Here is a 24,928-nt window from a genome sequence, read left to right on the forward strand (position 1 = left end):
GCCTAACGATCTCCAGCGAACGGCCCGCATGATCGACCCATACTACCTCCAGCAGCTCGCCATCGGGCTGTCGCTGGGGATGACCTACGCGCTGATGGCGATCGGCTTCACGCTGATCTTCGGCGTGCTGAACGTCGTCAACTTCGCCCATGGCGAGGTCTACACGCTGGGCGCTTTCGCCGGGCTGGTGCTGATCTCCGCGACGGCCCCGCCGATCTTCGCGGTGATCTTCATCGCCCTGGCGATCGGCGCCATGGCCGGATTCTCGCTGGAGCGGATCGCCTTCAAACCCTTCCGCCGCTTCACCGACGAGGCGTCGCTGAAGTCGCGGGCGATGCGCGAATCCACCCTGCTCTCCTCGCTCGCCGTGTCCATCGTGGTGCGCGAGGCGCTGGAGATCGTGTTCGGGTCGCAGATGCGCTCCGTCCCGTTCGAGTATCTCATCAACACGCCGGTGCGCATCGGGCCGGTGATCCTGGTGACCGGCGACTTCATCATCTTCGGCGTGGCCGCGGCGATGCTGATCGGTCTCCAGTATCTGCTGACCCGCACCCGCATCGGCCTGTCGATCCGGGCGGTGTCGAACAACCCGCTGGGCGCCAAGTATGTCGGCATCGACACCGACCGCACCATCATCATGACCTTCGTCGTCGGCTCGATGATGGGGGCGGCGGCCGGCATCCTGACGGGGCTCTATTACGGCGCCATCTTCCCCGCCATGGGCTTCGTGCCCGGCATCAAGGCCTTCGTCGCCATGGTGATGGGCGGGCTGTCCTCGATCCCCGGTGCGGTGATCTGCGCCCTGATCCTGGGCATCTCGGAGAGCATGGCGACGACCTTCGTGTCGTCGGGCTGGTCGGACATGGTGGCCTACGGCTTCCTGATCCTGACCCTGATCTTCTTCCCCAACGGATTGTTCGGAGCGCGCCGTGAACGTGTCTGACCTGTCGGCGCCGCGGCGCGGGCAAGGCGCGCTGATTCCGCTCCTGCTCGCCCTGCTGGTCTTCGTGGGGCTGCCGGCCGTGCTGGCCGGCTTCGACCGCGGCTATTTCTACCAGATCGCCAATCTGGCGCTGATCTTCATCCTGCTGTCCGCCTCCATGCATCTGGTCACCGGGGTCGCCGGGCTGCTGCATCTCGGGCACGCCGCCTTCTACGGGGTCGGCGCCTACACCGCCGCCCTGCTGTCCACCAAGTTCGGGCTGGGCTTCACGGTGACGCTGCCGCTGTCCGGTCTGGTGGCGGCGCTGATCGCCTTCCTGGTGGCGCTGCCGACCATGCGGCTGGTCAGCATCTATTTCGCCGTGGCGACGCTGGCGATCGGGCAGATGCTCTATCTGGTCATGCTGAACTGGGTGGAGTTCACCAAGGGCCCCAACGGAATCATCGTCACCAAGGGGCTGGAGCTGTTCGGCTTCAGCCTGTCGGGCCGGCTCGCCACCTACTACACGGTGGCGACGGTGGTGGCGCTGTGCGTCCTGGCGATCGGGCGGCTCAGCCACTCCTACTACGGCAACGCCCTGCGCTCGATCCGCGAGGATGACCAGTGCGCCGACGCCATGGGCGTCAGCACGGCGCGCCTGAAGATGGAGGCCTTCACCCTGTCGGCCTTCTTCGCCGGCGTGGCGGGCAGCCTGTGGGCGCACATGACCGGCTACATCTCGCCGGGCGACTTCAAATTCTCCGAATCCATCCTGATCCTGGCGATGGTGGTGGTGGGCGGCCTGGGCAGCCTGCCCGGCGCGGTGATCGGCGCGCTTCTGCTGATCCTGCTGCCGGAGGGTCTGCGCGCCTTCGGCGACTTCCGCAACATCATGGTCGGTCTGGTGATGTTCCTGTCGATCCTGCTGCTGCCCAAGGGCCTGCTGGGCGAGGTCTCCGCGCTCCAGCTCGCGCGGCGCCAGCTGGGCGCGGCGTGGCGCAACACCGTGAAGGGCGAAGGGATCGGCTGGCGATGACCCATCTTCTCGACATCCGCAACGTCAGCCGCCGCTTCGGCGGCGTGCTGGCCGTCAACGACGTGACCGGCCATGTGGACGAGGGCGAGCTGGTCGGGCTGATCGGCCCGAACGGCGCCGGCAAGACCACCCTGTTCAACCTGATCTCCGGCTTCACGCCGCTGTCGTCGGGCACCGTCGCCTTCGACGGCCGGACCATCAGCGGGCTGAAGACCAACCAGGTGGCCCGGCTGGGCATCAGCCGCACCTTCCAGAACCTGCGCGTCTTCCCGAACATGTCGGTGTTCGACAACGTGTCGGTGGGCGCGGTGGGCGCGCTGCCGCAGGGGGCGCTCGGCGCCCTGTTCGGCTCCCTCGCCGGGGGCGGCGCCCGCTCCGCCGAGATCAGCCGCCGCACCTGGGAGGCGCTGGAGGCCGTCGGCCTGACCCATGTGGCGGGCGAGTTGGCGGCCAACCTGCCCTACGGCCAGCGAAAGTATCTGGAGATCGCCCGCGCGCTGGCGATGCAGCCGCGCTTCCTGATCCTCGACGAGCCGGCCGCCGGCCTGAACGACACCGAGACCCGCGCGCTGGCCGACTTCATCAAGCGGCTGCACGGCACCGGCCTGACCATCATGCTCGTTGAGCACGACATGACGCTGGTCATGAGCATCTGCCAGCGCATCCTGGTGCTCGCCTCCGGCCGCAAGATCGCCGACGGCCCGCCCGACGCCATCCGCCGCGACCAAGCGGTCCTGGAAGCCTATCTGGGGGTGGACGCATGAGCCAGCCGCAAGCCACCGGCCCGATCCTCGCGATCGAGAACCTGCACGTCACCATGGGGCCGCAGGAGATCCTGCACGGCATCGACCTGACCGTGGCGCAGGGCGCCATCGTCGCCGTGCTAGGCTCCAACGGCGTGGGCAAGACGACGCTGATGCGGGCGATCTCGGGCGTCTACCGGGCGAGCCGGGGCGGCATCGCCTTCCGCGGCGAGGCCATCGCCAACCTGCCCGCCCACCGCATCGTCAAGCTCGGCCTGTCGCAGGCGCCGGAGGGCCGCCAGATCTTCTCCAACATGAGCGTGCGGGAGAATCTGGTGCTCGGCGGCGGCGACGTCGGGCTCGGCGAACTCGACCGGATGCTCGACATGTTCCCGGTCCTGCGGGAGCGCCTGCGCCAGAACGCCGGGTCTCTGTCGGGCGGCGAGCAGCAGATGCTGTGCATCGCCCGCGCCCTGATGCGCCGCCCGGCCCTGCTTCTGCTCGACGAGCCGTCGCTGGGGCTGGCCCCGATGGTGGTCGCGCAGATCTTCGATCTGGTGCAGCGCATCCGGGCGGAGGGCGTGTCGATCCTGCTGGTCGAGCAGAACGCCCGCGCCGCCCTGCGGGTCGCCGACCACGCGGCGGTGATGGAGGACGGGCGCATCGTGCTGGCCGGCCCGGCCGCCCAGCTCCGCGACGACCCCCGCATCGCCGAAGCCTATCTCGGCGGGCACGCGCATTGACGGCCTCTTGAGACGGAGACACCGATGACCGAACCGACCGACACGCCCGCGGCCAAACCCGCAATGGGCATGCTGGAGCGCCGCGGGATCGAGGCGGCGATCCTGAAGCCGGTCTATGAGGAGATGGCCGCCCGGCTGGGCGAGGCGGTGGCGCAGGAGATCCTGGGCGCCGCCATCACCCGCGCCGCGGTGGAATCCGCCGCGGCCTTCGCCGCGACCGAGCCGAACGGCACCAGCCTGAAAAGCTTCGCCGACCTGCAGCCGCTATGGACCAAGGACGACGCGCTGCGGCTGGAGGTGCTGCACCAGGACGAGACGCGGTTCGACTACAACGTCACCCGCTGCCGCTACGCCGAGATGTACCGGGAGATGGGGCTGGGTCCCATCGGACACCTGCTGTCCTGCAACCGCGACGCCGCCTTCTGCACGGGCTACGACCCGTCGATCAAGATGGAGCGGACGCAGACCATCATGCAGGGCGCCAGCCATTGCGACTTCCGCTACCGCGTGGACAAGCCGCAAGGCTGACGGGGAAAAGGCCGAAACGACGACGGCCCGGCGTGCAGAACGCCGGGCCGTCGCTTTTTCAGGGCGGGTTGCTGTTCGTCAGGCCGCCGCCGTCGCCACCGGCTGAAGCCCGCGGGTCAACTGGGCGAAGGCGTCACGGAAGCGCGGGAGGGCGACGTCGCTTTCGGCGAAGCGGACATGGATCGCCGTCTTGTCGATGGCCCGTACCTCGAAGGCGACGGTCAGGCCGAAGCGGTCGAGCCGCAGGGTGCCACGGTCGCCCACGCCGAGACCGGCGATCCCGCTCAGCATGGCGCCGCCGTTCGACAGGTCGGTCAGCGTGCCGGACTGGTCGCGCCCATGGACCACGACGCCGCAGGCCTCGTTCACCCGGTAGCGCGGGCTGCGGCGGCGGTCGGCGTCGCTGGTGGAGGTGCGGACGACGCGCACCAGCACCCGGCGCAGTTCGTCGATGCTGGTCGCCACCTCGTCCGAGCCGGCCCGCACGCCAGAAGCCTGGGAACCGGTCTGGTCGGCGTCGCTGGAGACGGCGGCGATGCGCACCGACACCTCTTGCGCGGCGTTGGAGGTCTCCACCACGTTGCGGCTGATTTCCTGGGTGGCGGCGGCCTGCTCCTCCATCGCGGCGGCGATGGCGCTGGAGATCTGGTCGATCTCGCCGATGGTGTCGCCAATCTCCGCCACCGCACCCACGGCGGTGCTGGTCACCCCCTGGATTTCCGCGATCAGGCGGGTGATCTCCTCGGTCGAACGGGCGGTCTGGTTGGCGAGGTTCTTCACCTCCTGCGCGACCACCGCGAAGCCTTTGCCGGCCTCGCCCGCGCGCGCCGCCTCGATGGTCGCGTTCAGCGCCAGCAGGTTGGTCTGGCTGGCGATGTCGGTGATCAGCTTCACCACCTCGTCGATGCGGCCCACCGCCTCGGACAGCGATTGGATGGTGCCCTGGGTGCGCTGGCCGTTCTCCACGGCGCGGCGGGTGACCGCGCTGGAATGGGCGATCTGCGCGGAGATCTCGCGGATCGAGGCCGCCAGCTCCTCCGTCGCCGCCGCCACGGTCTGGGCGTTGGCCAGCGCCTCTTCCGCCGCTGCGGCGACGTTCTGTGCGTTGATGCTGACCCGCTCGGCGGAGGTTGCCATGGCGTCGGCGTCCTGGGCCATGCCGCCGGTGCGCAGGGCCACCTGCTCCACCGCGTGGCTGGCCTCGCGCTCCACCGTCTCGGCCATGGACTGGAGGGCGGTGATGCGCTCCTCCTCCGCCTGGCGTTGGCGCTCCGCTCGCTCCTGGGTCGAATAGTTCAGCTTCGCCTTCACGGCGCGGATCTGCGACCGGATGCGGGCGAACTCCGCCACGCCGGAGCTGGGAACGTTGGTCATCAGGTCGCCGCGGGCGATGGCGTCAAGGTGGGTTTCCACCAGCCCGAGCGGGCGCCGCACCGTGCCCAGGACGCTGAGCGTGCCGACGCCGGCCACCAGCAGGCCGAACAGCATCAGCCCGGCGAAGGCTTCGACGCTGTCGCTGCCGGTCAGGCTCAGCCAGCCGAGGACCATGACGGTCAGCAACAGGAGACCGGAGGTCGCCACGATGCGCCCGGCGATGCTGGACGCCAGGTCTCCCAGCCAGACGCCGAAGCCGCGGCGGACGATCTGCCCGTCCAGCAGCCCGTATTGCTGGCCGCGCCCGGCGCGGATCTCGGCGTAAATGCGCTCCGCCTCCGCCACCGCGTCGCGGCTCGGCTTGGACCGGATGGAGATGTACTCCGTCACCACCCCCTTCTCGGTGATCGGGGTGACGTTTGCCTTCACCCAGTAATGGTCACCGTTCTTCGAGCGGTTCTTGACCAGACCTTCCCATGGCCGGCCATCCTTGATGGTTTCCCACAGGTTGGCGAAGGCCGCCGGGGGCATGTCCGGATGGCGGACGACATTGTGGGGGGCGCCGATTAATTCCGTTTCTGAGAAACCGCTAATATCAACGAATGCTTTATTGACGAACGTAATTTTGCCGCGGGTGTCGGTTCGCGACACGAGCAGCATATCGTCGGTCATTTCGATTTCGCGGTTCGTAACCGGTCCATTATCGCGCATAAGCCAGCACCCCGTCGCGGAGAACACGCATAAAACACTACTTAAGTTTTATTTCTACTGTATTAAGGCCAGAAAATCACCACCATATTGTCGCACCCTACCCGACCTAAGTCAGAGGCGTTCGGGGAGCGGTCCATCCGCTAGGTCACTGCTGGCGTTGAGAAAATCGGCGATTTGCCTTGTATTTTAGACATTTTCGAGGCGCTTCGCCCCTATTGTGGATTCTACGGAGTCCGCTCCGATTCAAGATCGGCGCCGGCCATCGGTTCCTCCGGGTTGCGGAGCGATGGCGGGGGCGGCACCATCCTCCACGCGCACCGTTGGAACGGACATCCCCCTCAAACCGCAACAGGACAGCCACGATGACCGACACCGCCAAGCCCGTCCGCCTTCTCGGTCTTTCCGGCAGCATCCGCCGCCACTCCCACTGCACCGCGGTGCTGAACACGCTCGCCGACTCGCTGGGCAAAAAGGCGGGCAACAAGGCGGAGATGACGCTGTTCGCGCTGAACGACATCCCGCCCTACGATCCCGACCTGGACGCGGAGAACACCCCCACCCCGGCCACCGCCCTGCGCGACGCCATCGCCGCGGCCGACGGGTTGGTCATCATCTCTCCGGAATACAATTACGGCATGTCGGGCGTGCTGAAGAACGCGCTGGACTGGGCGTCGCGCCCGGCCATGAAGTCGCCGGTGCGGGGCAAGCCGATCCTCATCATGACCGCCTCCCCCGCCTTCACCGGCGGCGTGCGCGCCCAGCACGAGATGCGCGAGACGCTGTCCGGCATGATGGGCCGGGTCATCGCCCGCCCGCAGGTGGTCATCGGCATGGTGCACGAGAAGATCAAGGACGGCCGGCTGACCGACCAGGCCGCGCTGGACTTCGCGCTGGCCGCCATCGACGACCTTCTGTCGGAAATCGCCCTGCTGCGCGGCGCCACGGGCGCCTGAGCCTCCTGGAAGGCGGGCCAGGAGCGCGGGGCAGCCGCGCAAAGACCGATGAGGCTGGCCGAAGCGTGTCGATATTAGTATATCAGCACGCTTCTTCCACGGCCTCCTGTGTCGATCATGCCCCTGACCCTCCATCTCCTGCCGCTCGCCGCCACCGTCGCCCTGCTCGTGTCGCGGCGTGTCAGCATGCTGACCGCCGGGACCGCGGGCATGGCGCTGGCCGCCGGGGTGCTCATGGCGGCCCTGATGGTGGCGCAGCCGAGCGGCGGCGCCGCTCCGGACCGGCTGGCCCAACTGCCCAGCCTGCTCCCCGCCGTGGCGCTGAAGGCCGGCGAAGGAGCGTGGCTGGCGTGGCACGCCATGTCGATCATCGCGGCGGGCCTGCTGTTCCACCGCGCCTTCGAGGCCCGCACCGTCAAGGCCGAGGCGCAGGTCGAGGCGAAGACACCGGCCGAGCGCCGCCGCGCCGTCTTCGTCGCCTGCCTGCTCGCCGGTCCCTTCGCCGAGTCGGTGACGGGGTTCGGCGTCGGGCTGGTGGTGGCGCTTGCCCTGCTGCGCCCGCTGAACCTGCCACCGGCCCACGCCGCGGCGCTGGGACTGTTCAGCCAGATGCTCGCCCCGTGGGGCGCACTCGGCGTCGGCACGCGGGTCGGGGCGGAGCTGATCGGCGTGTCCTTCACCGAACTGGGCACGGCCAGCGCGGCGCTGATGGTGGTCGTCCTGCCCAGCCTGCTGCTGGTGTTCTGGAGGCTGATCCACGGCGCCGGCCTGATTTCCAGCCCGATCGACCGGGCCAGGGACCTCGCCCTGATGCTGGCGCTGGCCGGGCTGCTCTGGCTGACCAACCGCTTTGTGGCGCCGGAACTGGGCGGCGGGCTGGCCACGGCGGTGCTTCTGCTGGCGGTGGAGGCGCGGCGGCTGCCGCGCGACGCCGCCGGTCTGTCGCGGCTGCTGGCCCTGCTGTGGCCCTACGTGGTTCTGGTCGGCGGACTGATGGCGACCCGGCTGGTGCCGCCGATGTCGGGCTGGACGGCGGACTTTCTGGTGCTCGACCCGTTCGGCGGGCTGGCCCCGATGCCCCTGCTGCGCCACCCCTCGACGTGGCTGGTCGCCATCGCCCTGGTCATGCTGGCGGGCCTGCCGCGCGGGCGCGCCCTGCACGTGGCGGTCCCCGCCCTGCGCGCCGCGCTGGTGCCGATGGCGGCGACCCTGGTCTTCGTGGAACTGGCCGCCTTCATGGCCGCCTCCGGCGGGGCCACGGCCTTCGGGCAGGCGTGGCAGGCGGTGGCGGGTTCCGCCGCCGTGCTGGCCGTGCCGGTGCTGGGGGCGGCGACGGGGATGCTGACCGGCTCCAACACGGCGTCGAACGCCCTGATGATGCACATCCAGGTCAATCTCGCGTCGGGCAGCGGCCTGCCGCTGATCGCCGCCGCCGCGATCCAGGTGGTGGCCGGCAGCGTCTGCACGCTGCTGACGCCGGGCCGGATCGTGCTGGCCTCCAGCCTCCTGGGGCTGACCAAGGCGGAATCCGCGATCTACCGGCTGGCTCTGCCCATCGGCGTCGCCTCCACGGCGTCGCTGCTCCTCGTCGTCACCGCCTGGGTCTGGCTGGTGTAGGAGTCAGTCCTGGGGTTCCGGCTCCGTCGCGCGGTCGGGGAACAGCTCCTCCACCCGCACGCCGGATTCCCGGCAGATGCGGGCCAGCCGGTCGGAGGGCAAGGCGTCGGTCACGAAGGTATGGACCTGCGAGATGTGGCCGATGCGCACCGGGGCGGTGCGCTCCAGCTTGCCACGGTCGGCGACCAGGATGACGTGGCGGGCGTTCGCCATGATCGCCTGCGACACCCGCACCTCGCGGTAGTCGAAGTCGAGCAACGCCCCGCTCTCGTCGATGGCCGACGCGCCGATCACCGCGAAGTCGGCCATGAACTGGTTGAAGAAGTCGATGGCGGCCTCGCCGACGATGCCGCCGTCCGACCGCCGCACCACCCCGCCGGCCACGATCACCTCGATGTGAGGCTCGGGGCGCAGCAGGTTGGCGACGTTGATGTTGTTGGTGATGACCACCAGCCCGCTGCGCCCCTGGAGCGCGCGGGCGACTTCCTCCGTCGTCGTGCCGATGTTGATGAAGAGGGAGGAGCTGTCGGGCACCAGTTCCGCTGCCCGGCGGCCGATGGCGCGCTTCTCGTCCTGCGCGATCAGCCGCCGCGCCTCGTAGCCGAGATTCTCCACCCCCGACCCGGCGACGGCGCCGCCGTGGACCCGCTGGAGCAGGCGGCGGTCGCACAGTTCGTTCAGATCCTTGCGGATCGTCTGAGGCGTGACGTTGAAGCGGGCGGCCAGATCGTCGACCAGCACGCGCCCCTGCGTGCGGGCGAGCGCCAGGATGTCGGTCTGCCGGGGAGTCATGATGTCCATGGCGGCATTCAAGCGGACCGCCGCTTCGCCCGCAAGTTCATTCGAAAGCAAAACAGCGCGATCCACCCCTACGTTCAGAGTCTCTGCCCGTCGGACCCGAAGAGATGCGCGGTTTCGCCCCGCAGGTTCAAGCGCAACCGCTCCCCCGCCGCCGCCGGCCGGTCGCCGTCGAGGCGGACCAGAAGCTTTTGCCCATCCTCCAGCGCGGCGTGGCAATGCGTCTCGCCGCCCAGCCGCTCCACGGCCAGGATGGTGGCGACCAGCCCGGCCCCGCCATCGGCCAAACCGGCATGCTCCGGCCGCACGCCGAGCGTCAGGGGCGTGCCCGCTCGCGGCGCGGCGCCATCCACGGCGACATCGAGCGGCACCCCGCCGGGCAACCACACCCGCACCGACCCGTCCGCCCGCCCCTCCGAGACCACATCCAGGAAATTCATGGCCGGCGAGCCGATGAAGCCGGCGACGAAGCGGTTGCGCGGGCGGTGGTACAGCTCCAGCGGCGTGCCGGCCTGCTCCACCCGCCCGGCGTTCAGCACGACGATGCGATCGGCCAGGGTCATCGCCTCCACCTGATCGTGGGTCACGTAGATCATAGTGGCGCGCAGATCCGCCTTCAGCTTGGCGATCTCCAGGCGCATCTGCACGCGCAGGCCGGCGTCGAGGTTGGACAGCGGCTCGTCGAACAGGAAGACCTGCGGCTCACGCACGATGGCCCGCCCGATGGCGACCCGCTGGCGCTGCCCGCCCGACAGGTCGCGCGGCTTGCGGTCGAGCAGGTCCTCGATCTGAAGCAGACGCGCGGCGGCGCGCACCCGCTCCGCGATGGTCCCCTTGTCGGTCCGCGCCAGGGTCAGGCCGAAGGCCATGTTGTCGTAGGCGGTCATGTGCGGGTAGAGCGCGTAGGACTGGAAGACCATGGCGATGCCGCGCGCCGCCGGCGGCCGTTCGTTCACCCGCTGCCCGCCGATGGACAGGTCCCCGGCGCTCGGCTCCTCCAGCCCGGCGATCAGCCGCAGCAGGGTGGACTTGCCGCAGCCGGACGGGCCGACGAAGGCGACGAACTCGCCGTCCGCGACCTCCAGGTCGACGCCATGGATCACCTCGATCCGCCCGAAGCTCTTGCGCACCCCGCGCAGCGTGACGCCCGCCATCGCCCTACCCCTTCACAGCGCCGGCGGTCAGGCCGGAGACGATCCGCCGCTGGAACAGCAGCACCAGCCCGATCAGCGGCACCGTCACCACCACCGACGCCGCCATGATCTGGCCCCAGGGCAGCTCGTACTGGCTGGCCCCCGACATCAGCGCGATCGCCACCGGCACGGTGCGCGCGTCGTCGGTCAGGGTGAAGGTCAGGGCAAACAGGAACTCGTTCCAGGCGGCGATGAAGGCGAGCAGCCCGGTTGCCGCCAGCGCTGGCCCCATCAGCGGCAGGAACACCCGCGTCACGATCACGAAGGGGCCGGCGCCGTCCACCATGGCGGCTTCCTCCAGCTCCTTCGGCAGCTCGCGCATGAAGGTGGTCAGCACCCAGACGGTGAAGGGCAGCGTGAAGATCAGGTAGGACAGCACCAGCGAGCCGATCCGGTTGTAGAGGCCGAGCCAGCGCACCAGCTCGAACAGGCCCGACAAGACGGCGACCTGCGGGAACATCGATACGCCCAGCACCACGAACAGCAGCAGCCCCCGCCCGCGGAAGCGCACCCGCCCCAGCGCGTAGGCGGCCAGCACCGCCAGCACCAGCGACAGCGCGACCACCGCCGAGGCGGCCATCAGCGAATTCAGGATGTTCCGCCCAAAGGGCTGCTCCCGGAAGATCGCCGCGTAGTTCGCCAGCGACGGCTGCGACGGCCAGGCCTCCACGGTGAACAGCGCGCTGCCCGCCTTCAGCGAGGTGACGATGGCCCAGGCGAAAGGAAACACCGCCCAGGCGACGATCCCAAGAACCACAAGAGCAAAGGCGATACGTCTCAGGCCTACCATGTCTTCACCTCCCCGCATCGACGCGGACGCGGCCGAGCGTTACCGCCAGCACCGTCGCCACCGCCAGCACCAGGACCAGCAGGGTCGCCGCGGCGGAGCCGTAGCCCACATCCTGGAAGTCGATCAGATATTGCCGGGCATAGACCGACATCGACATGGTGGAGCGGCTGTTGCCGGTCAGCACATACATCAGGTCGAACACGCGCAGCGCGTCCAGCGTGCGGAACAGCACCGCCACCATCAGCGCCGGACGGATCAGCGGCAGCGTGATGCGGACGAACACCTTCACCGGATGCACCCCGTCCACCCGCGCCGCCTCGTAAAGGTCGCGGGGCAGCATCTGGAGCGCGGCCAGGATCAGCAGCGCCATGAAGGGCGTGGACTTCCAGACATCGACCGCGATCACCACCGGCAGCGCCAGATCGGGATCAGCGGTCCAGGCCCGCGGTTTGGCGATCAGCCCCAGCCCCATCAGGATCGCGTTCACCACGCCGTAAAGATCATGGAACATCCACCCCCACATCTGGGCCGACACTACGGTGGGGATCGCCCAGGGGATCAAAACGGCGGCGCGCAGCAGCCCGCGCCCCGGCAGATGCGCGTTCAGGATCAGCGCGATGCCCAGCCCCAGCGCCGTCTCGATCCCCACCGACACGACGGCGAAGACCAGCGTGTTCCACACCGCCCGCCACCAGACGGGGTCACGCATCAGCCACAGGTAATTGTCCAGCCCCACCCCCTGGAAGTCGTCCAGCGTAGCGAGCGTCGCGTCGGTGAAGGAGAAGAAGACGGTGCGGAACAGCGGCCAGCCGGCCACCCCCGCCAGCACGACCAGCATCGGCAGCAGGAACAGCCACGCCGCCCGGCGCCTTTGGCGCATCAGACTGGGGGTCTGGGGGTCGCTCACCAGCGCCCTCCCCGGCTGATGCGAACCAGAGCCTCCTTGAGGTCCGGCAGCATCGCCTTGGCGTCCTGCCGTCCGGTCAGCACCTCGTGGACGTTGGCGTAGAACTCCGCCGACACCTGGTTGTAGCGCATGCCCGTCGCCTGGGCCGGGCGGTTGACCGCGTTGGCGATGGAGTCGGCCAACTCCGCAAAGAAGGGGTTGGCGGCCACCACCTCCGCATCTTCGTAGAGCGCCGGGATGGTCGGGTTCGACGCGCCGTGGATCGCCCGCCGCTTCTGCTCGGCCAAGCCGGTCAGGTACAGCGCCAAGTCCGCGGCCTCGTCCGCATGGGCGGAGAATTTGCTGACCGCCAGCAACTGCCCGCCCAGCGTGGAGGTGTGGCGTCCGTCCGCCCCGCCCTTGGGCAGCGGCACCACGGCGACCTTGCCGCCGACCGCGCTGTCCGCCGCGTTGACCAGCGTCCAGGCGTAGGGCCAGTTGCGCATGAAGACGGCATTGCCCGACTGGAAGACGCCGCGCGCCTCCTCCTCCATGTAATTGAGGACTCCGGGCGGGCTGATCGAACCGACCCAGCCGCGGGCCATGGCCAACGCCTCGGCAGCGCGCGGGTTGTCGATGGTGATGGTGCCGTCCGGGTCCACGATGGTGCCGCCGTTGCGGCTGGCGATCCATTCCAGGGCGTTGACCGTCAGCCCCTCATAGGCGCGGCCCTGCCAGACATAGCCCCACATGCGGTCGCGCCCGGCGGCGCGCTCCTCGCGCTGGATCAGGGCGGCGGTGTCCTGAAGCTCCTCCCAGGTCTGCGGCACGGGGCGCCCGTGGGCTTCCAGCAGGTCTTTGCGGGCGTAGAGGACCCCGGCGTCGGCGAACCAGGGCATCGCGACCAGCCGCCCCTTGACCGTCGCGGCCTCGATCATCGCCGGAAGATGCCGGCCGACAACGTCCGGCCCGGCGCGGTCCTTCAAGTCGATGAAGTAGTTGCCGAGGATGCCCGGCCAGACCACGTCGATCTGGAAGACGTCGATGTCCGGCGATCCGGCGGCGAGAAGCTGCTGGTAGAGCGCCAACTGCTCGCTCGCCCCCTTGGGCGGTGAGACGAAGCGCACCTCATTCCCGCTGCGCCGTGCCCATTCCTGGGCGCCGTCGCGGCACAGGTCGAAGCTGATGCCGAGCCCGCTGCAGGCAAGAGTCACCGTCGCCCCGGCGGCGGGCAGCGCCGAGACGGCCGTCAGCATCCCCGCCAAGAGCAACGCGCACCGCCGCGCCATGGAGCCCCTTCCATTCCCGGTCGATCCGGGTCCGGAAGGGAAACTGCAATGGCCGCGGTCGAGTTCCCTGACGCTTATTCCCCGGCCCGTCAGGCGGGAGTGGCGGCGTCGCGGCGGCAGTGCAGCAGGCTGAACAGGCCGAAGGGCGGCACGGTCTGCAACTCCTCCACCGTCAGGCGGGAGCCGGACATCAGCGTGTCCAGCGTGAAGTCGGGCCGCCAGCCCAGCTTCTTGGAAAAGGGCGCCATCCAGTTCTCCACCGAGCGGCGGATGCCCGGCTTGTCGGCGGCAAAATGGTTGACGATCAGGATGTCGCCGCCGGGACGGCAGACGCGCTCCAGCTCGTTCATCGTGCCCTGCGGGTCGGGAACCACGGTCATCACATACATGGCGACCACGAGGTCGAAGCTGCCGTCGGCGAAGGCCAGCTTGCCGGCGTCCATCTCCAGCAGCCCTTCCACATTCTCCAGCCGCTCGCGGTCCACCCGGTCCTGGGCGACGCGCAGCATCTCCGACGACAGGTCGATGCCGACCACGCGGTTGTCCTTGCGGTAGTCGGACAGGGAGATGCCCGTGCCCACGCCCACCTCCAGAACGCGCAGGCCGCCCCGGCGGTTGATCCACTTCACGGCGGCGTGCCGGCCCGACGCCAGCAGGTTCCCGAAGACGGGGTCGTAGAAGCGCGCGTAGCGCCGGTAGGCGGCGCGGATGGAGTCGGCGTCCATTGGGTCTCCCTCACGATTCCTGGCGCAGGATTTTCGGCCGCGACCATAGCGGCCTTTCGCACCACAGGAAAGCCGCAGCGCGCCCCCCTTGTTCCACGCCGGGCCACAGTTCCGTATCCATTTCGAAGCGTCATCACATGTGCGGCACGGATGTTGACACCACCATCAACATGACTCATGGTGCCTGCGCGATCACCCCAAATAAGGGATGCCCCCGTGGCCCACGAGATGAGCGGCGAGGAGCTGCGCCGCTACCGCGAACAGCGCGGCATGAACCAGCAGGCTCTGGTCGGCTGGCTGAACGAACGGCTGAACCGGCGCTACGACCGCGCCAAGATCTCCCGCTGGGAAACCGGGGCGGAGCGGATTCCGCAGATCGTCGCGGGCGCCCTGAAGACCGCGACGGAGCCGGTGGGCATCCCCGCCGCGGCGGTGCGGGCGGCCCCGGTGGTGTTCTGCGCTGCCAACCAGAAGGGCGGGGTCGCCAAAACGACCACCTGCGTCAACGTCGCGTGGCTGCTTGCCCAGTCGGGGCGGCGCGTGTTGCTGATCGACTGCGACCCGCAGGCCAACGCCACCGTGCATCTGGGCGTCGATCCGCACGAGCGGGAGCTGGCCAAGGCGACCCTGACCCACGCGCTGAAGGCCAGCCGGCCGATGAAGGAGTTCATGTCTCCGGTCTGCGACGGCGCCTTCGACCTGCTGCCCTCCTCCATCTCGCTGGCGGCGACCGACCGCGAGCTGCTGCGCCAGCCCAACGGCACGCTGATCCTGCGCGCCAAGATCGCCCAGCTCGCCGGCCAGTACGACTTCGTGGTGCTCGACTGCCCGCCGCATCTGGGCGAGCTGACCGTCTCGGTGCTGAACGCCGCCGACCAGCTGCTGATTCCGACCCAGACGGAGATGCTGTCGATGATGGGCATCCCGCAGCTCTTCGAGACCATTGCCGGTGTGCGCGAGCTGGTGAATCCGCGCCTCCAGATCCTCGGCGTCCTGCCGACCATGTACAGCCCGCGCCGCCTTCAGGACGAGACGGTGATGAAGGAACTGCGCGAGCTTGCCGCGGCCGAGCAACTCCACCTCTTCTCTCCGGTCAAGCGCGCCGCCGACTATTCCAAGAGCGTGATGGCCGGGCGCCCCGGCCTCGCCTACAACCCGAACTCCGCGGGCGCGGAGAGCTACCGCGAGATCGCCGACGCCCTGCTGGCCCTCGCCGGGGAGGAGATGCGCCATGGCGCGTAAGCTCGACACCTCCAACGCCGGCCTGTTCAAGCGGGCGCTCAGCCGCACCGGCAGCGGCGGGGGCAGCAACGCCGCTCTGTTCGGCCTGTCCGGCAAGATGCGCCACCGCGAAATCCCGCTGGATCAGGTGGAGCCGAACCCCGACCAGCCGCGGCGCAACGCCCGCGGGGCCGACATCGCGGCGCTGGCCGCCTCGATCGGCGAACGGGGCCTGCTGCAGCCGATCAACGTGCGGGAGGTCGCCCCCGACCGCTTCCAGATCGTGGCCGGGGAACGGCGCTATTGGGCCTACCGCGCCCTGGAGCGGGAGACCATCCCGGCGCTGGTCATCGACACCGACGACGTGCAGGCGCTGGCCCTGATCGAGAACGCCCAGCGCGTCGACCTGCACCCCATCGACCTCGCCTTGACGCTCGCCAAGCTGATCGGCGACAAGGGGCTGACGCAGGAGCAGGCCGCCGTCCTGATCGGCAAGTCGCAGGAATATGTGGCCCGCCTGCTGGGCATCCTGCGCCTGCCCGCCCCCATCCTGGAGGAGGCTCCGGACCGGCCCGCCGTCTCCGTCTCCCTCCTCATGGAGCTGGCGGAGCTGCCCGACGAGGCGATCCAGCTCGCGCTCTGGAAACGGGCCGGCGACGGCCTGACCGTGAAGGACGTGCGCAACGCCAAGCAGGAGCGCAAGGCGGCCCTCCCGGCCACCCCGTCCGCGGCACCCGCTTTGCGGGCGTTGCGCAGCAACGTGGACAAGATCCACAGCCTGCGCGCGTCGGGCCATGCGCTGGCCGAGGACCAGCGGCGGGAATTGCGCGACCTGCGTGACGCCATCGACGCGCTTCTACGCGAGTGACGGAGCGGCGGGACTCAGCGCGGGCGAGAGATTTTTCATCACGCTTTCGTCCGGCTGGCAGTCATTAGACGGAACTCGACTCTTGCGTGACGCTTGGTCAATGTTACGCCATCCGTCTCCAAAAGGTGATGCCATGTCCGATACCGCCGTCGCCGACCCCGCCGCCCCCACCATCCAGCTGCCGGCCGTTCAGGCGCCGGCGGCACCCTCCGCCCCCCCACCGAGCGGCGCCGCCGTCATCCAGAACGAGCAGGGCAAGGCGAACTCCCTGCTGAACACCATCGCGGACAAGCTTGACCGGCTGGTCACACTGACGGTGGTCACCGCGATCGCCGACATCGACGTGGTGCAGGACGATCCCAATCAGGTCGGCTTCACCTGCCGCCCCAAGTCCGGCACGACCATCGAGGCGTTCCAGACCCAGGTGAACCTCGTCACCGGCGACATCGAGAACCTGATCAGCCGCGATTTCGCGACCAACACCGCCTATCACAGCCTGACCGAGTTTCACCTCGCCCAGGTGACCAAGAGCAGTGACATCGTCAGCACCAACCTGAAGGCGATCCGCGATCTGGCCGTCCAGATCTCCGGCCGCCCGAGCTGACGCGCCTCCGGAACGGCGGGGAGCCATTCCCTCTCCCCGCCGCTCCACAGCGCTCCCCAACCCAGCGCCCCCCAACCCAGCAAGGTGGCCGATGTCCCAGTTCGTCGATCTGGCGCGCAACCTTCTCGCGCTCGAAATCAACACCGTGCTGAAAACCGGCATTTCGGCGGAGAAGATGCCGATGGCGGGGGACGCGCTGATCGATCTGGCGCAGGAGTATTATGTCTTCCTGTGCGAGGCGCTGGAGGTCTTCGGCAGCCGCGAGACGGCGATCCTCGCCCCCTGGGCCGGCCCGATCTCGGACAGCTTCCATTGGGGGATGGCGCCGTTCGTTCCGCCGTCCGACGCCGCCCGGCCGGACCGCTACGACCCGTTCTTCTTCAGCCGCGACCTGCCGGGCAACGACCCCGCCCGCGGCACCACGCTGAAGGTCTTCGACGACCTGCGCGAGGTGGCGAGCTGGCTGCGCGAGATGACCGACCGCACCCTGGACGCCGCCCGGCAACCCGGCGCCGGTGCCGACGTGGTGTCCGCCGCAGCGCTGATCGACCAGGACACGATGCCGATCCTGATGCGCATCCAGCGCAACTCCGACCAGATCAACGACGTGCTGCGGCGGCGCGGGCTGGACACCGTCAGCTATCTGCGCGGCATGGACGAGGAGGTCCGCCGCATGCCGGCGCTGAAGACGGCGGATGTGGTGACCATCCGCAAGGCCTGGGACGTGGGGACCGAGCTGGTGGTCATGCAGTCGACCATCCAGATCGACGGCGACGTGGTCACCCGCCTGCTGAAGGGCCGGGACACCGCCGGCAACAGCGTCGTGATCGGCGTCCACAAGGACGCGGTGGACGTCTCCTTCCGCTATTGGAGCTTTCTGATCGACGCGTTGGGGCGGTTTGCCGGAAAAGCCGTGAACACCCTGGTGGGAGACACGGGGTAGCCCGCTGCGCCGACGCTTCATCAGCGACCTCCCGCATGGCTTCGTCTGGCGACGCGACGCCCTGGCCGAGATGGTCGGGCGGCTGCGGCACGGCAAGTCTGGCCTGATTCCGCGGCGCGGGCATGGCATTGCCTTGGCTCTTCAATTCTTCGCCCAGGGCGGGCGGACCATCAGCCTGCGCGTGCCTCTGGCCGCGCCGTTACCCGGCAGCGGCCTGCGCACCGTCCCGGTCCGCGTGTCGATCCAGCCCGACGGCGACGTCCTGGTCGCCCTGCCCCGCGCCGCGGTCGAGGACGGGCGGTTCGACGCCGCAGCGGCGAGGCGCCTGACCGCGCAGATGCGCCGGCTGGTCGGCCGGGTCACCACGACGAACCCGCTGTGGGGCATCGACGCGCTGCAGGCGCTGGGGGAGGCCGTCACCGCCCTGGCCGGGCTGTGCAGCGGCGGCGTCCTGCTGTGGAACGGCTTCGAGCAAATGACCACCGGGCGGTGGGCGCACAGCGCCGCGACGCTCGCCCTTCTGGCCGCTCCGGCCGCCCTGGCGAAGCTGCGGCCCTGGCTTCTGGGGGCGGTGGCGCCCAAGCTGTTTCCGCTCGCGCTCAAGGCCGGCGAACGAATTGTACGGATTTGAGCCGAATCCAACTGGTCACACCACTTGGTGCGGTGCAGTAAGGCTCTGAAAATTCATTTCTTATTGACATTCCTGTGAAAAATCGCATCCGCTCGCATCTGCGATGTTGCAGCGCATTGGCCCGGAGCCGGACTTGTTCTATGTTATGCCTGCCGCCGCGGTTGATGGCCCCCCCATAAGGACCATTGGCACGACAGCATCCGTAACAAGAAGCAACCCCTTTGCTTCTGCGGTTCACCAGCGGGCTTGCCTCACCAGGAGCTGGCCGTTTCTATTACTGGAGCGATTGTAATGTCTCAGAAGATCGCGCTCGTCACCGGTGCCATGGGCGGTCTCGGCACCGCCATCTGCCAGGCCCTGGCCAAGGACGGTTGCATCGTGGCGGCGAACTGCCTGCCGAACTTCGAGCCGGCCGCCGCCTGGCTGGGCCAGCAGGAAGCCCTCGGCTTCAAGTTCTACGTGGCGGAAGGCGACGTTTCCGACTTCGAAAGCTGCAAGGCGATGGTCGCCAAGATCGAGGCCGACCTGGGTCCGGTGGACATCCTGGTGAACAACGCCGGCATCACCCGCGACAAGTTCTTCGCGAAGATGGACAAGGCCCAGTGGGATGCGGTCATCGCCACCAATCTGAGCAGCCTGTTCAACGTCACCCAGCAGGTGTCGCCGAAGATGGCCGAGCGCGGCTGGGGCCGCATCATCAACATCTCGTCGGTGAACGGCGTGAAGGGCCAGGCCGGCCAGACCAACTACTCGGCCGCCAAGGCCGGCGTGATCGGCTTCACCAAGGCGCTGGCCGCCGAGCTGGCGACCAAGGGCGTCACCGTCAACGCCATCGCCCCGGGCTACATCGGCACCGACATGGTCATGGCCATCCGTGAGGACATCCGCCAGGCGATCACCGACAGCGTCCCGATGAAGCGCCTGGGCCGTCCGGACGAGATCGGCGGCGCGGTGTCCTACCTCGCGTCGGAGATCGCCGGCTACGTCACCGGCTCGACCCTGAACATCAACGGCGGCCTGAACTACCAGTAAGGCACCGGAAGCAAACGGCTCGTTGAATCACACGGCCCGTTCTCGGTTTCCAAACCGGGAGCGGGCCGTGTGCCTTTCGCTCTCCGTCATATTCCTTCAAAGTAAAGCGCCCGGGATCGGGCAGACCATTCGCGCCAGACACCTCTCCTTTGTGCCATGGCTTCGGTAACCGACGCTCATCTGAACAGTATACTCCCGCAGATTTCCTGTTGAATCCGTTCGGGTCCCTGTATCCGCGCCCTCCAACGAGTATGCTCCCGGCAGCACGCAAGTTGCGTCCTGAGGCTGCACCGCGCTCGTCTTCCGGAATCAACAGACGTCGAGAACCTGCACATGGGCACGCCCCATGCAGGAAGGGAGGAATCGTGCCTGAAACGCCGATAAAGCACACTCTGCCGGGGGGCGGGCCTGCCCGCCACAGGTCCGGGGCCGATTACGTCTATGGGATCGACATGGTGCGGTTCGCCGCGGCTCTGCTGGTCACCGGCTTCCACCTGACCTGGCGCGACCCGGCGGTCGCCGACGTCATGTGGTCCGGCTGGGCGGGGGTGCAGGTCTTCTTCGTGGTGTCGGGCTTCGTCATCGCGAATTCCGCCAACAACGCCACCCCGATCGCCTTCATCCGGTCGCGCCTGCTGCGCCTCTATCCGGCGGCCTGGGTCTGCTCCATCCTGTGCCTCGTCGCGCTTGTGCTCATGCCCGGTCCCGACCCGGATCTGGCGCGGCGCTTCATCGCCTCCTTCACACTGGCGCCCGCCGGCCCCTACATCGCGTCGGCCTATTGGACGCTGCCAGTCGAGATCGCTTTCTACGCCGCGGTGTTCCTGCTGCTGTTCAGCGGGAATTTCCACCGGCTGCCGCAGTTCGCTCTGGCGCTGACCGCCGCCAGCTCGGCCTATCTCGGCGTCTACAGCCTGCACGTCTTCGGCGTCGTGAACCTGCCGTTCCTGGAGTTCGAGTACGGCATGCTGAACATGACGCTGCTGCGCCACGGCGTGTTCTTCGCGCTGGGCATCTTCCTGTGGCTGTGGTCGCGCGGCAAGCTGACCCGGACGGGCATGGCCGCCGCCCTGCTGGCCCTGATCGCCGCGCCGCTGGAGATCACCGCCCGGTCGGTGGAGTTCGTGGAGCGCTCGCCGGTTCCGTTGAACCTCGCCGACCTGTGGATGAACCCGCTGCTGATCTGGGGCGCGTCGCTCCTCGCCATCGTCGCCTCGGCGCGCTGGCGGGCGGAGATCGCCACGCTGCCGCCGTCCATCCTGTCGCTGCTGCGCGTGGTCGGGCTCGCCACCTACCCGCTCTACCTGCTGCACGAGGTCATCGGCGGCTCGGCCAAGGCGCTGGCGATGCAGGCCGGGGCCTCCTCGATGGCCGGCGCGGTGACGGGAGGCGCCCTGTCCATCGCCGTGGCCCTGCTGGTCGCTGCGGTCCTGGAACCTACAGTGCGCGACCGGCTGCGCCGCCTGCTCGACATCCCGCAGGCCGCCTTCTCGGCCCGCCCCGCCTTCAGCACCTTCTACCGCTCCGGCGGAACCGTGTGACCAATCATCTGACCGTTACCAAACGCTTTCACAAAAAACGATCGCCGTGAATTCCAGGGGAGAAACCTGAATGTACACCGACGCGCTTGGTGGCGATGTCCTGTGCCCCGCGTCCTCCATCGAGATCGACCGGGTCGACCGCAGCGGCTGGTACGCCATCCTCGATGGCTTCGACGACGCCAACATCTTTCAGACCTGGGATTATGGCCGCATCGCCCACGCCGGGCGGGAGTTGAGCCACCTCGTCGTGCGGCGTGACGGGCGCCCGGTGGCCGCGGTGCAGGTGCTGCTGCGCCGCGTGCCGGGCATCGGCGGCCTGGCGCTGGTCATGTGGGGGCCGATGTGGCACCCGCGCGGCCAGGGGCCGGACCACACCGCCCTGATGACCGCGCTGCACGCGCTGAAGGCGGAATACACGGATCGGCGCGGCCTGATGCTGCGTCTGCTGCCCCATGTCTCCCAGGCGGACGGGGAGTCGGTGACGGCGGCTCTCGCCTCGCTGGGGATGCGGTTCCGGGAGGAGAAGGCACCCTACCGCACCTTCATCACCGACCTGACGCCGGACGAGCCGGGATTGCGCTCCAACCTGTCCCACCACTGGCGGCGCGGGCTGAACAAGGCCGAGCGGATGGGGATCGAGGTCGTCGAAGGCTCCCACACCGAACTGCTGGAAACCATCGACGACATCTTCGTCGAGACGCAGCGCCGCAAGGGCTTCAAGGCTTACGACAGCCGCACCTTCACCCGCATCAACGAGGCGCTGCCGCCGCGCCAAAAGATGCGCGCCTTCCTCGCCATGCATGAGGGGCGTCCGGTGGCCGGGGTGGTCGTGTCGCTGTTCGGCACCACCGGGCAGATGCAGAACTCCGCCACGCTGGAGGCCGGTCTGCGGGTCAACGCCGCCTATCTGCTGCAATGGCGGGCGCTGCTGTGGATCAAGGCGAACGGCGGGCTGCGCTACGACCTGCACGGGGTGAACGCCCAGACCAACCCCGGCGTCTACCAGTTCAAGCGCGGCCTCGCCGGCAAGCATCCGGTCGAGACGCTTCACATCGGCACCTTCGAGACGCCCGGCCCGCTGCCCAGCCGCCTGCTGGTCCAGGGCGGCGAATCGATGCGCGTCCAGGCCGACCGCTGGAAGTCCCAGGCCGGCGCGATGGTGAACCGGCTGCGCAACTGGAAACCACCCCAGGCCGAACCCGCCCCGGCGGAGGAGATGGACGCGTCCGATGCCGCCGTGCTGGCGAAGGCGCCGACCGGCCCAGCGTGAGTTAAGCGGCACCGCCGTGTTATGATCGGCCTGGAACGGAGGCCGACCCATGACCAGCGCTCCCCTGATGATGCAGGAGGCCGCAACCGCCCCGGCGGCGGTGCGGCGCCTGCTGGACTCCGACGCCGCGGCGGTGGCCGCCCTTGCCGACCGCTTGCGGGCCGTGCCGCCGCCCTTCGCGATGACCATCGCGCGGGGCAGCAGCGACCACGCCGCCGGCTACGCCCGCTACCTGTTCGAGGCGGCGCTGGGACTGGTCACCGCTTCGGCGGCGCCGTCGGTGGTCACGGCCTACGGCGCCGATCTGCAGGTGAAGGACGCCTTCGTCCTGGCCATCTCCCAATCGGGGCAGAGCCCCGACCTGTTGTGCGTCGCGGAAAGGGCGCGGGCTGGCGGCGCTTTGACGGCGGCATTGATCAACGCCGAGGACACGCCGCTGGCGGAGCGGGTCGCCCATCCTTTGCCGCTCCATGCCGGGCCGGAGTTGAGCGTCGCCGCGACCAAGAGCTTCGTCACCAGCCTCGCCGCCGTTGCCCGGCTGACCGCCGTCTGGGCGGATGACCAAGCGCTTCTCGCCGCCCTTTCACGATTGCCCCATGAGTTGGAGCGGGCCGGTGCTGCGGATTGGTCGGCAGCGCTGTCGGTCCTGGAGGCTGCCTCCAGCCTGCTCATCGTCGCGCGGGGGCGCAGCTACCCCATCGCGCAGGAAATGGCGCTGAAGTTCAAGGAAACCGCCGCCGTCCACGCCGAGCCCTTCAGCGCGGCGGAGGTGATGCACGGCCCGATGGCGCTGGTCAAGCCGGGCTTCCCCGTGCTCGTGGTGGCGGTGCGGGACGAGACGCTGGACGGCGTGCTGGACACCGCCCGCGCGCTGAAGCGGGCCGGCGCCCATCTGCTGGTCGCCGCCGCTGAGGAGCGGGCGCTCGCTCTGGCCGACACGCCTTTGCTGCTGCCGCCGCCGCTGCATCCGGTGTTGGACCCCATCGCGGCGATCCAGGCCTTCTACCCTTTTATGGCCCGGCTCGCGCTCGCGCGCGGCTTCGACCCCGACCGCCCCCGCCACCTGCGCAAGGTCACCCGGACAATCTGAACGGATTGCCCCGAATTCACGGCGATTTTTTCCACGCCAGGGGCCAGCCATATTCCTCCGATCCACGTGAACGGGTTCTGCGCGCCTTGCCTTGATGAGCGACGGATCGCCAATCCCCACGCCGGCGGCGTACCGGCCAAACTGGACGCGGAGGGGGTGGGCGTGCCGCATGTCCTGGTGTGGGACGACCATGACGCGACACTGGCACAGTACCGCGACCGCAATGGCGACGGGTTATTCGGCAGCCTCGGTACCGCGGCCAGTGGGGTCGCCTGGCTCGTTTCCCCCACTCCATTCCCGAATGAGGCCGTACGCCACGGCGAGCAGCGTCGGGCCGAGAAAAATGCCGATCAGGCCGAAGGCGACGAGACCGCCGATGATGCCCAGAAAAATGATGATGAAGGGAAGATCGCTGCTTCGACCGATCAGGATTGGACGCAAGACGTTGTCGAGGCTGCCGACCAGCACACCGACCCAGGCCACCAGAAAGATCGCCATGCCGGTGCGGCCCTGGCTGGTCAGCCAGATCGCGGCGGGCAACCAGATCAGCACCGGCCCCATCGGCACCAGCGTCAGAAAGAAGGTGACGAAGCCGAGGAACAGAACGCCGGGAATTCCCGCGATCCAATAGCCCACGGCGGCGGCGACGGCTTGCACCAGAGCGGTGCCGAGCACGCCATGGACGACTCCGTTGATCGTCTCGGCGGCAACGTCGAGGGACTGCCGCGCGCGGGCGCCGGCGATCCGCCCAACGACGCTGCGCAGCCGGCGCACGGCGGTGCGGCCGTCCCTGTAGAGGAAGAAGGCGATCAGCACGCTCAGCGCGATCAGCGACGTCCCCGAAAGAAGATGCTCGCCGCTCTCCAGCACCCAGTCGCGGATCTGGCCGGAATAGGGCTGGAGCGTCATACGCAGAGCGGATTCGCCGCTCGCCAGCACGTTCCAGATCTCCTGCAACTGGTCCCCGAAGATCGGGAGGACGACCAGCCAGTCCGGCAACGGTGGAAGTCCCCGGTCCATGGCCGCATGAACCGCCTCGAAGACGCGTACAACACTTTCCGACAGTTTCATTCCGAGCGCCGCGAGGGGGCCGACGAGAATCGCCATGACCATCAGCGTCATGATCGCCGCCGCCAGCGTTGTGCGGCCGCCGAGCGCGCGTTCGATCCGCCGGTGCAGCGGCCAGGTGCTGAAGGACAGGATGACGGCCCAGAGGATCGCCGGGATGAAGGGGCGCAGCACGACGAAGCAACCGATCAGCAGGATCAGCATCATCGACAGGACGAGCGCCTTGCGGACATAGCTCATCTCGTACCGCTCCGGGAATTCCGAGGCGTCGGCGTGCGGCATGAGCCGGTCGTGAACGAAGTCCGCCATGGTTCGTGATCCCTTCAGGGCGCGATGGTCCAAACATCCTTGT

The 24,928-nt window shown here is 68.7% G+C and carries 24 protein-coding genes; 16 read left to right on the plus strand and 8 right to left on the minus strand.

Annotated elements, in window-relative coordinates; genetic code table 11:
- Positions 1-28: 28 nt before the first annotated feature.
- Genes AMK58_RS23930 through AMK58_RS23950 form a run of 5 tightly spaced genes read left to right on the plus strand, consistent with a single transcriptional unit; the run spans position 29 to position 3,972 of the window.
- Positions 29-943 (plus strand): branched-chain amino acid ABC transporter permease, encoded by a 915-nt coding sequence (locus AMK58_RS23930; protein ID WP_040136279.1) that lies wholly within the window; start codon positions 29-31, stop codon positions 941-943.
- Complete coding sequence (locus AMK58_RS23935; RefSeq protein WP_199228224.1) at positions 930-1,958, plus strand: branched-chain amino acid ABC transporter permease; 1,029 nt, start codon at positions 930-932, stop codon at positions 1,956-1,958. Before AMK58_RS23930 ends, AMK58_RS23935 begins: the two co-directional genes overlap by 14 nt.
- Positions 1,955-2,722, plus strand: a complete 768-nt coding sequence (locus AMK58_RS23940) for an ABC transporter ATP-binding protein (RefSeq protein ID WP_059399535.1) — start codon at positions 1,955-1,957, stop codon at positions 2,720-2,722. The genes AMK58_RS23935 and AMK58_RS23940 overlap by 4 nt, the downstream gene beginning before the upstream one ends.
- Complete coding sequence (locus AMK58_RS23945; RefSeq protein ID WP_196813215.1) at positions 2,719-3,444, plus strand: ABC transporter ATP-binding protein; 726 nt, start codon at positions 2,719-2,721, stop codon at positions 3,442-3,444. The genes AMK58_RS23940 and AMK58_RS23945 overlap by 4 nt, the downstream gene beginning before the upstream one ends.
- Before the next feature lie 24 nt (positions 3,445-3,468).
- Entirely contained in the window at positions 3,469-3,972 is a 504-nt protein-coding gene (locus AMK58_RS23950; RefSeq protein ID WP_035680530.1) for an L-2-amino-thiazoline-4-carboxylic acid hydrolase, read from the plus strand.
- A 78-nt stretch (positions 3,973-4,050) separates the two neighbouring features.
- On the opposite strand, the gene AMK58_RS23955 is transcribed toward AMK58_RS23950, so the two are convergent.
- Positions 4,051-6,057, minus strand: a complete 2,007-nt coding sequence (locus AMK58_RS23955; protein ID WP_236778315.1) for a methyl-accepting chemotaxis protein — start codon at positions 6,055-6,057, stop codon at positions 4,051-4,053.
- Between the two features lie 362 nt (positions 6,058-6,419).
- Between AMK58_RS23955 and AMK58_RS23960 the strand changes: the two genes are divergently transcribed.
- Complete coding sequence (locus AMK58_RS23960) at positions 6,420-7,010, plus strand: NADPH-dependent FMN reductase (protein WP_035680528.1); 591 nt, start codon at positions 6,420-6,422, stop codon at positions 7,008-7,010.
- 117 nt (positions 7,011-7,127) lie between these two features.
- Positions 7,128-8,627, plus strand: a complete 1,500-nt coding sequence (locus AMK58_RS23965) for an L-lactate permease (protein WP_059399581.1) — start codon at positions 7,128-7,130, stop codon at positions 8,625-8,627.
- A 3-nt stretch (positions 8,628-8,630) separates the two neighbouring features.
- On the opposite strand, the gene AMK58_RS23970 is transcribed toward AMK58_RS23965, so the two are convergent.
- From AMK58_RS23970 to AMK58_RS23995, 6 genes are all read right to left on the minus strand, one after another.
- Complete coding sequence (locus tag AMK58_RS23970; RefSeq protein WP_035669847.1) at positions 8,631-9,428, minus strand: DeoR/GlpR family DNA-binding transcription regulator; 798 nt, start codon at positions 9,426-9,428, stop codon at positions 8,631-8,633.
- A 74-nt stretch (positions 9,429-9,502) separates the two neighbouring features.
- Positions 9,503-10,579, minus strand: a complete 1,077-nt coding sequence (locus tag AMK58_RS23975; RefSeq protein WP_035669683.1) for an ABC transporter ATP-binding protein — start codon at positions 10,577-10,579, stop codon at positions 9,503-9,505.
- A gap of 4 nt (positions 10,580-10,583) precedes the next feature.
- On the minus strand, positions 10,584-11,408 hold the full coding sequence (locus tag AMK58_RS23980; protein ID WP_035669681.1) for a carbohydrate ABC transporter permease: 825 nt from the start codon (positions 11,406-11,408) through the stop codon (positions 10,584-10,586).
- A 4-nt stretch (positions 11,409-11,412) separates the two neighbouring features.
- Positions 11,413-12,288 carry a carbohydrate ABC transporter permease gene (locus AMK58_RS23985; protein ID WP_051140008.1) on the minus strand — a complete coding sequence of 292 codons (876 nt, stop codon included), beginning with the start codon at positions 12,286-12,288 and terminating at the stop codon, positions 11,413-11,415.
- Positions 12,289-12,311: 23 nt separating this feature from the next.
- Positions 12,312-13,583: an ABC transporter substrate-binding protein gene (locus AMK58_RS23990; protein WP_035669679.1), complete on the minus strand. Its 1,272-nt coding sequence runs from the start codon at positions 13,581-13,583 to the stop codon at positions 12,312-12,314.
- An 89-nt stretch (positions 13,584-13,672) separates the two neighbouring features.
- A complete protein-coding gene (locus AMK58_RS23995; protein WP_035669675.1) occupies positions 13,673-14,308 on the minus strand; it encodes a class I SAM-dependent methyltransferase in 636 nt (211 codons plus the stop codon).
- Positions 14,309-14,524: 216 nt separating this feature from the next.
- On the opposite strand from AMK58_RS23995, the gene AMK58_RS24000 reads away from it, so the two are divergent.
- From AMK58_RS24000 to AMK58_RS24040, 9 genes are all read left to right on the plus strand, one after another.
- Positions 14,525-15,550, plus strand: coding sequence for an AAA family ATPase (locus AMK58_RS24000; protein WP_051140000.1), 1,026 nt, complete (start codon positions 14,525-14,527; stop codon positions 15,548-15,550).
- The gene (locus AMK58_RS24005) at positions 15,540-16,397 is read left to right on the plus strand and encodes a ParB/RepB/Spo0J family partition protein (protein ID WP_051139999.1); all 858 of its coding nucleotides are present in this window, start codon (positions 15,540-15,542) and stop codon (positions 16,395-16,397) included. The genes AMK58_RS24000 and AMK58_RS24005 overlap by 11 nt, the downstream gene beginning before the upstream one ends.
- 133 nt (positions 16,398-16,530) lie before the next feature.
- Positions 16,531-17,001 (plus strand): hypothetical protein, encoded by a 471-nt coding sequence (locus AMK58_RS24010; protein WP_035669672.1) that lies wholly within the window; start codon positions 16,531-16,533, stop codon positions 16,999-17,001.
- A 91-nt stretch (positions 17,002-17,092) separates the two neighbouring features.
- Positions 17,093-17,944, plus strand: a complete 852-nt coding sequence (locus AMK58_RS24015) for a hypothetical protein (RefSeq protein ID WP_035669669.1) — start codon at positions 17,093-17,095, stop codon at positions 17,942-17,944.
- Positions 17,945-18,077: 133 nt separating this feature from the next.
- On the plus strand, positions 18,078-18,575 hold the full coding sequence (locus AMK58_RS24020; RefSeq protein ID WP_236778316.1) for a hypothetical protein: 498 nt from the start codon (positions 18,078-18,080) through the stop codon (positions 18,573-18,575).
- Positions 18,576-18,866: 291 nt separating this feature from the next.
- On the plus strand, positions 18,867-19,607 hold the full coding sequence (gene phbB / locus AMK58_RS24025) for a beta-ketoacyl-ACP reductase (RefSeq protein ID WP_035669664.1): 741 nt from the start codon (positions 18,867-18,869) through the stop codon (positions 19,605-19,607).
- Positions 19,608-19,972: 365 nt separating this feature from the next.
- Positions 19,973-21,148: an acyltransferase family protein gene (locus tag AMK58_RS24030; RefSeq protein WP_035669654.1), complete on the plus strand. Its 1,176-nt coding sequence runs from the start codon at positions 19,973-19,975 to the stop codon at positions 21,146-21,148.
- Positions 21,149-21,218: 70 nt separating this feature from the next.
- Complete coding sequence (locus AMK58_RS24035) at positions 21,219-22,418, plus strand: lipid II:glycine glycyltransferase FemX (RefSeq protein WP_035669651.1); 1,200 nt, start codon at positions 21,219-21,221, stop codon at positions 22,416-22,418.
- A gap of 49 nt (positions 22,419-22,467) precedes the next feature.
- On the plus strand, positions 22,468-23,508 hold the full coding sequence (locus tag AMK58_RS24040; protein WP_035669648.1) for an SIS domain-containing protein: 1,041 nt from the start codon (positions 22,468-22,470) through the stop codon (positions 23,506-23,508).
- 234 nt (positions 23,509-23,742) lie between these two features.
- Here AMK58_RS24040 and AMK58_RS24045 read toward each other — a convergent pair whose 3' ends face one another.
- The gene (locus AMK58_RS24045) at positions 23,743-24,885 is read right to left on the minus strand and encodes an AI-2E family transporter (protein ID WP_196813081.1); all 1,143 of its coding nucleotides are present in this window, start codon (positions 24,883-24,885) and stop codon (positions 23,743-23,745) included.
- Positions 24,886-24,928 lie beyond the last annotated feature (43 nt).

It is taken from the genome of Azospirillum brasilense (assembly GCF_001315015.1).
Taxonomy (GTDB): Bacteria; Pseudomonadota; Alphaproteobacteria; order Azospirillales; family Azospirillaceae; genus Azospirillum; species Azospirillum brasilense.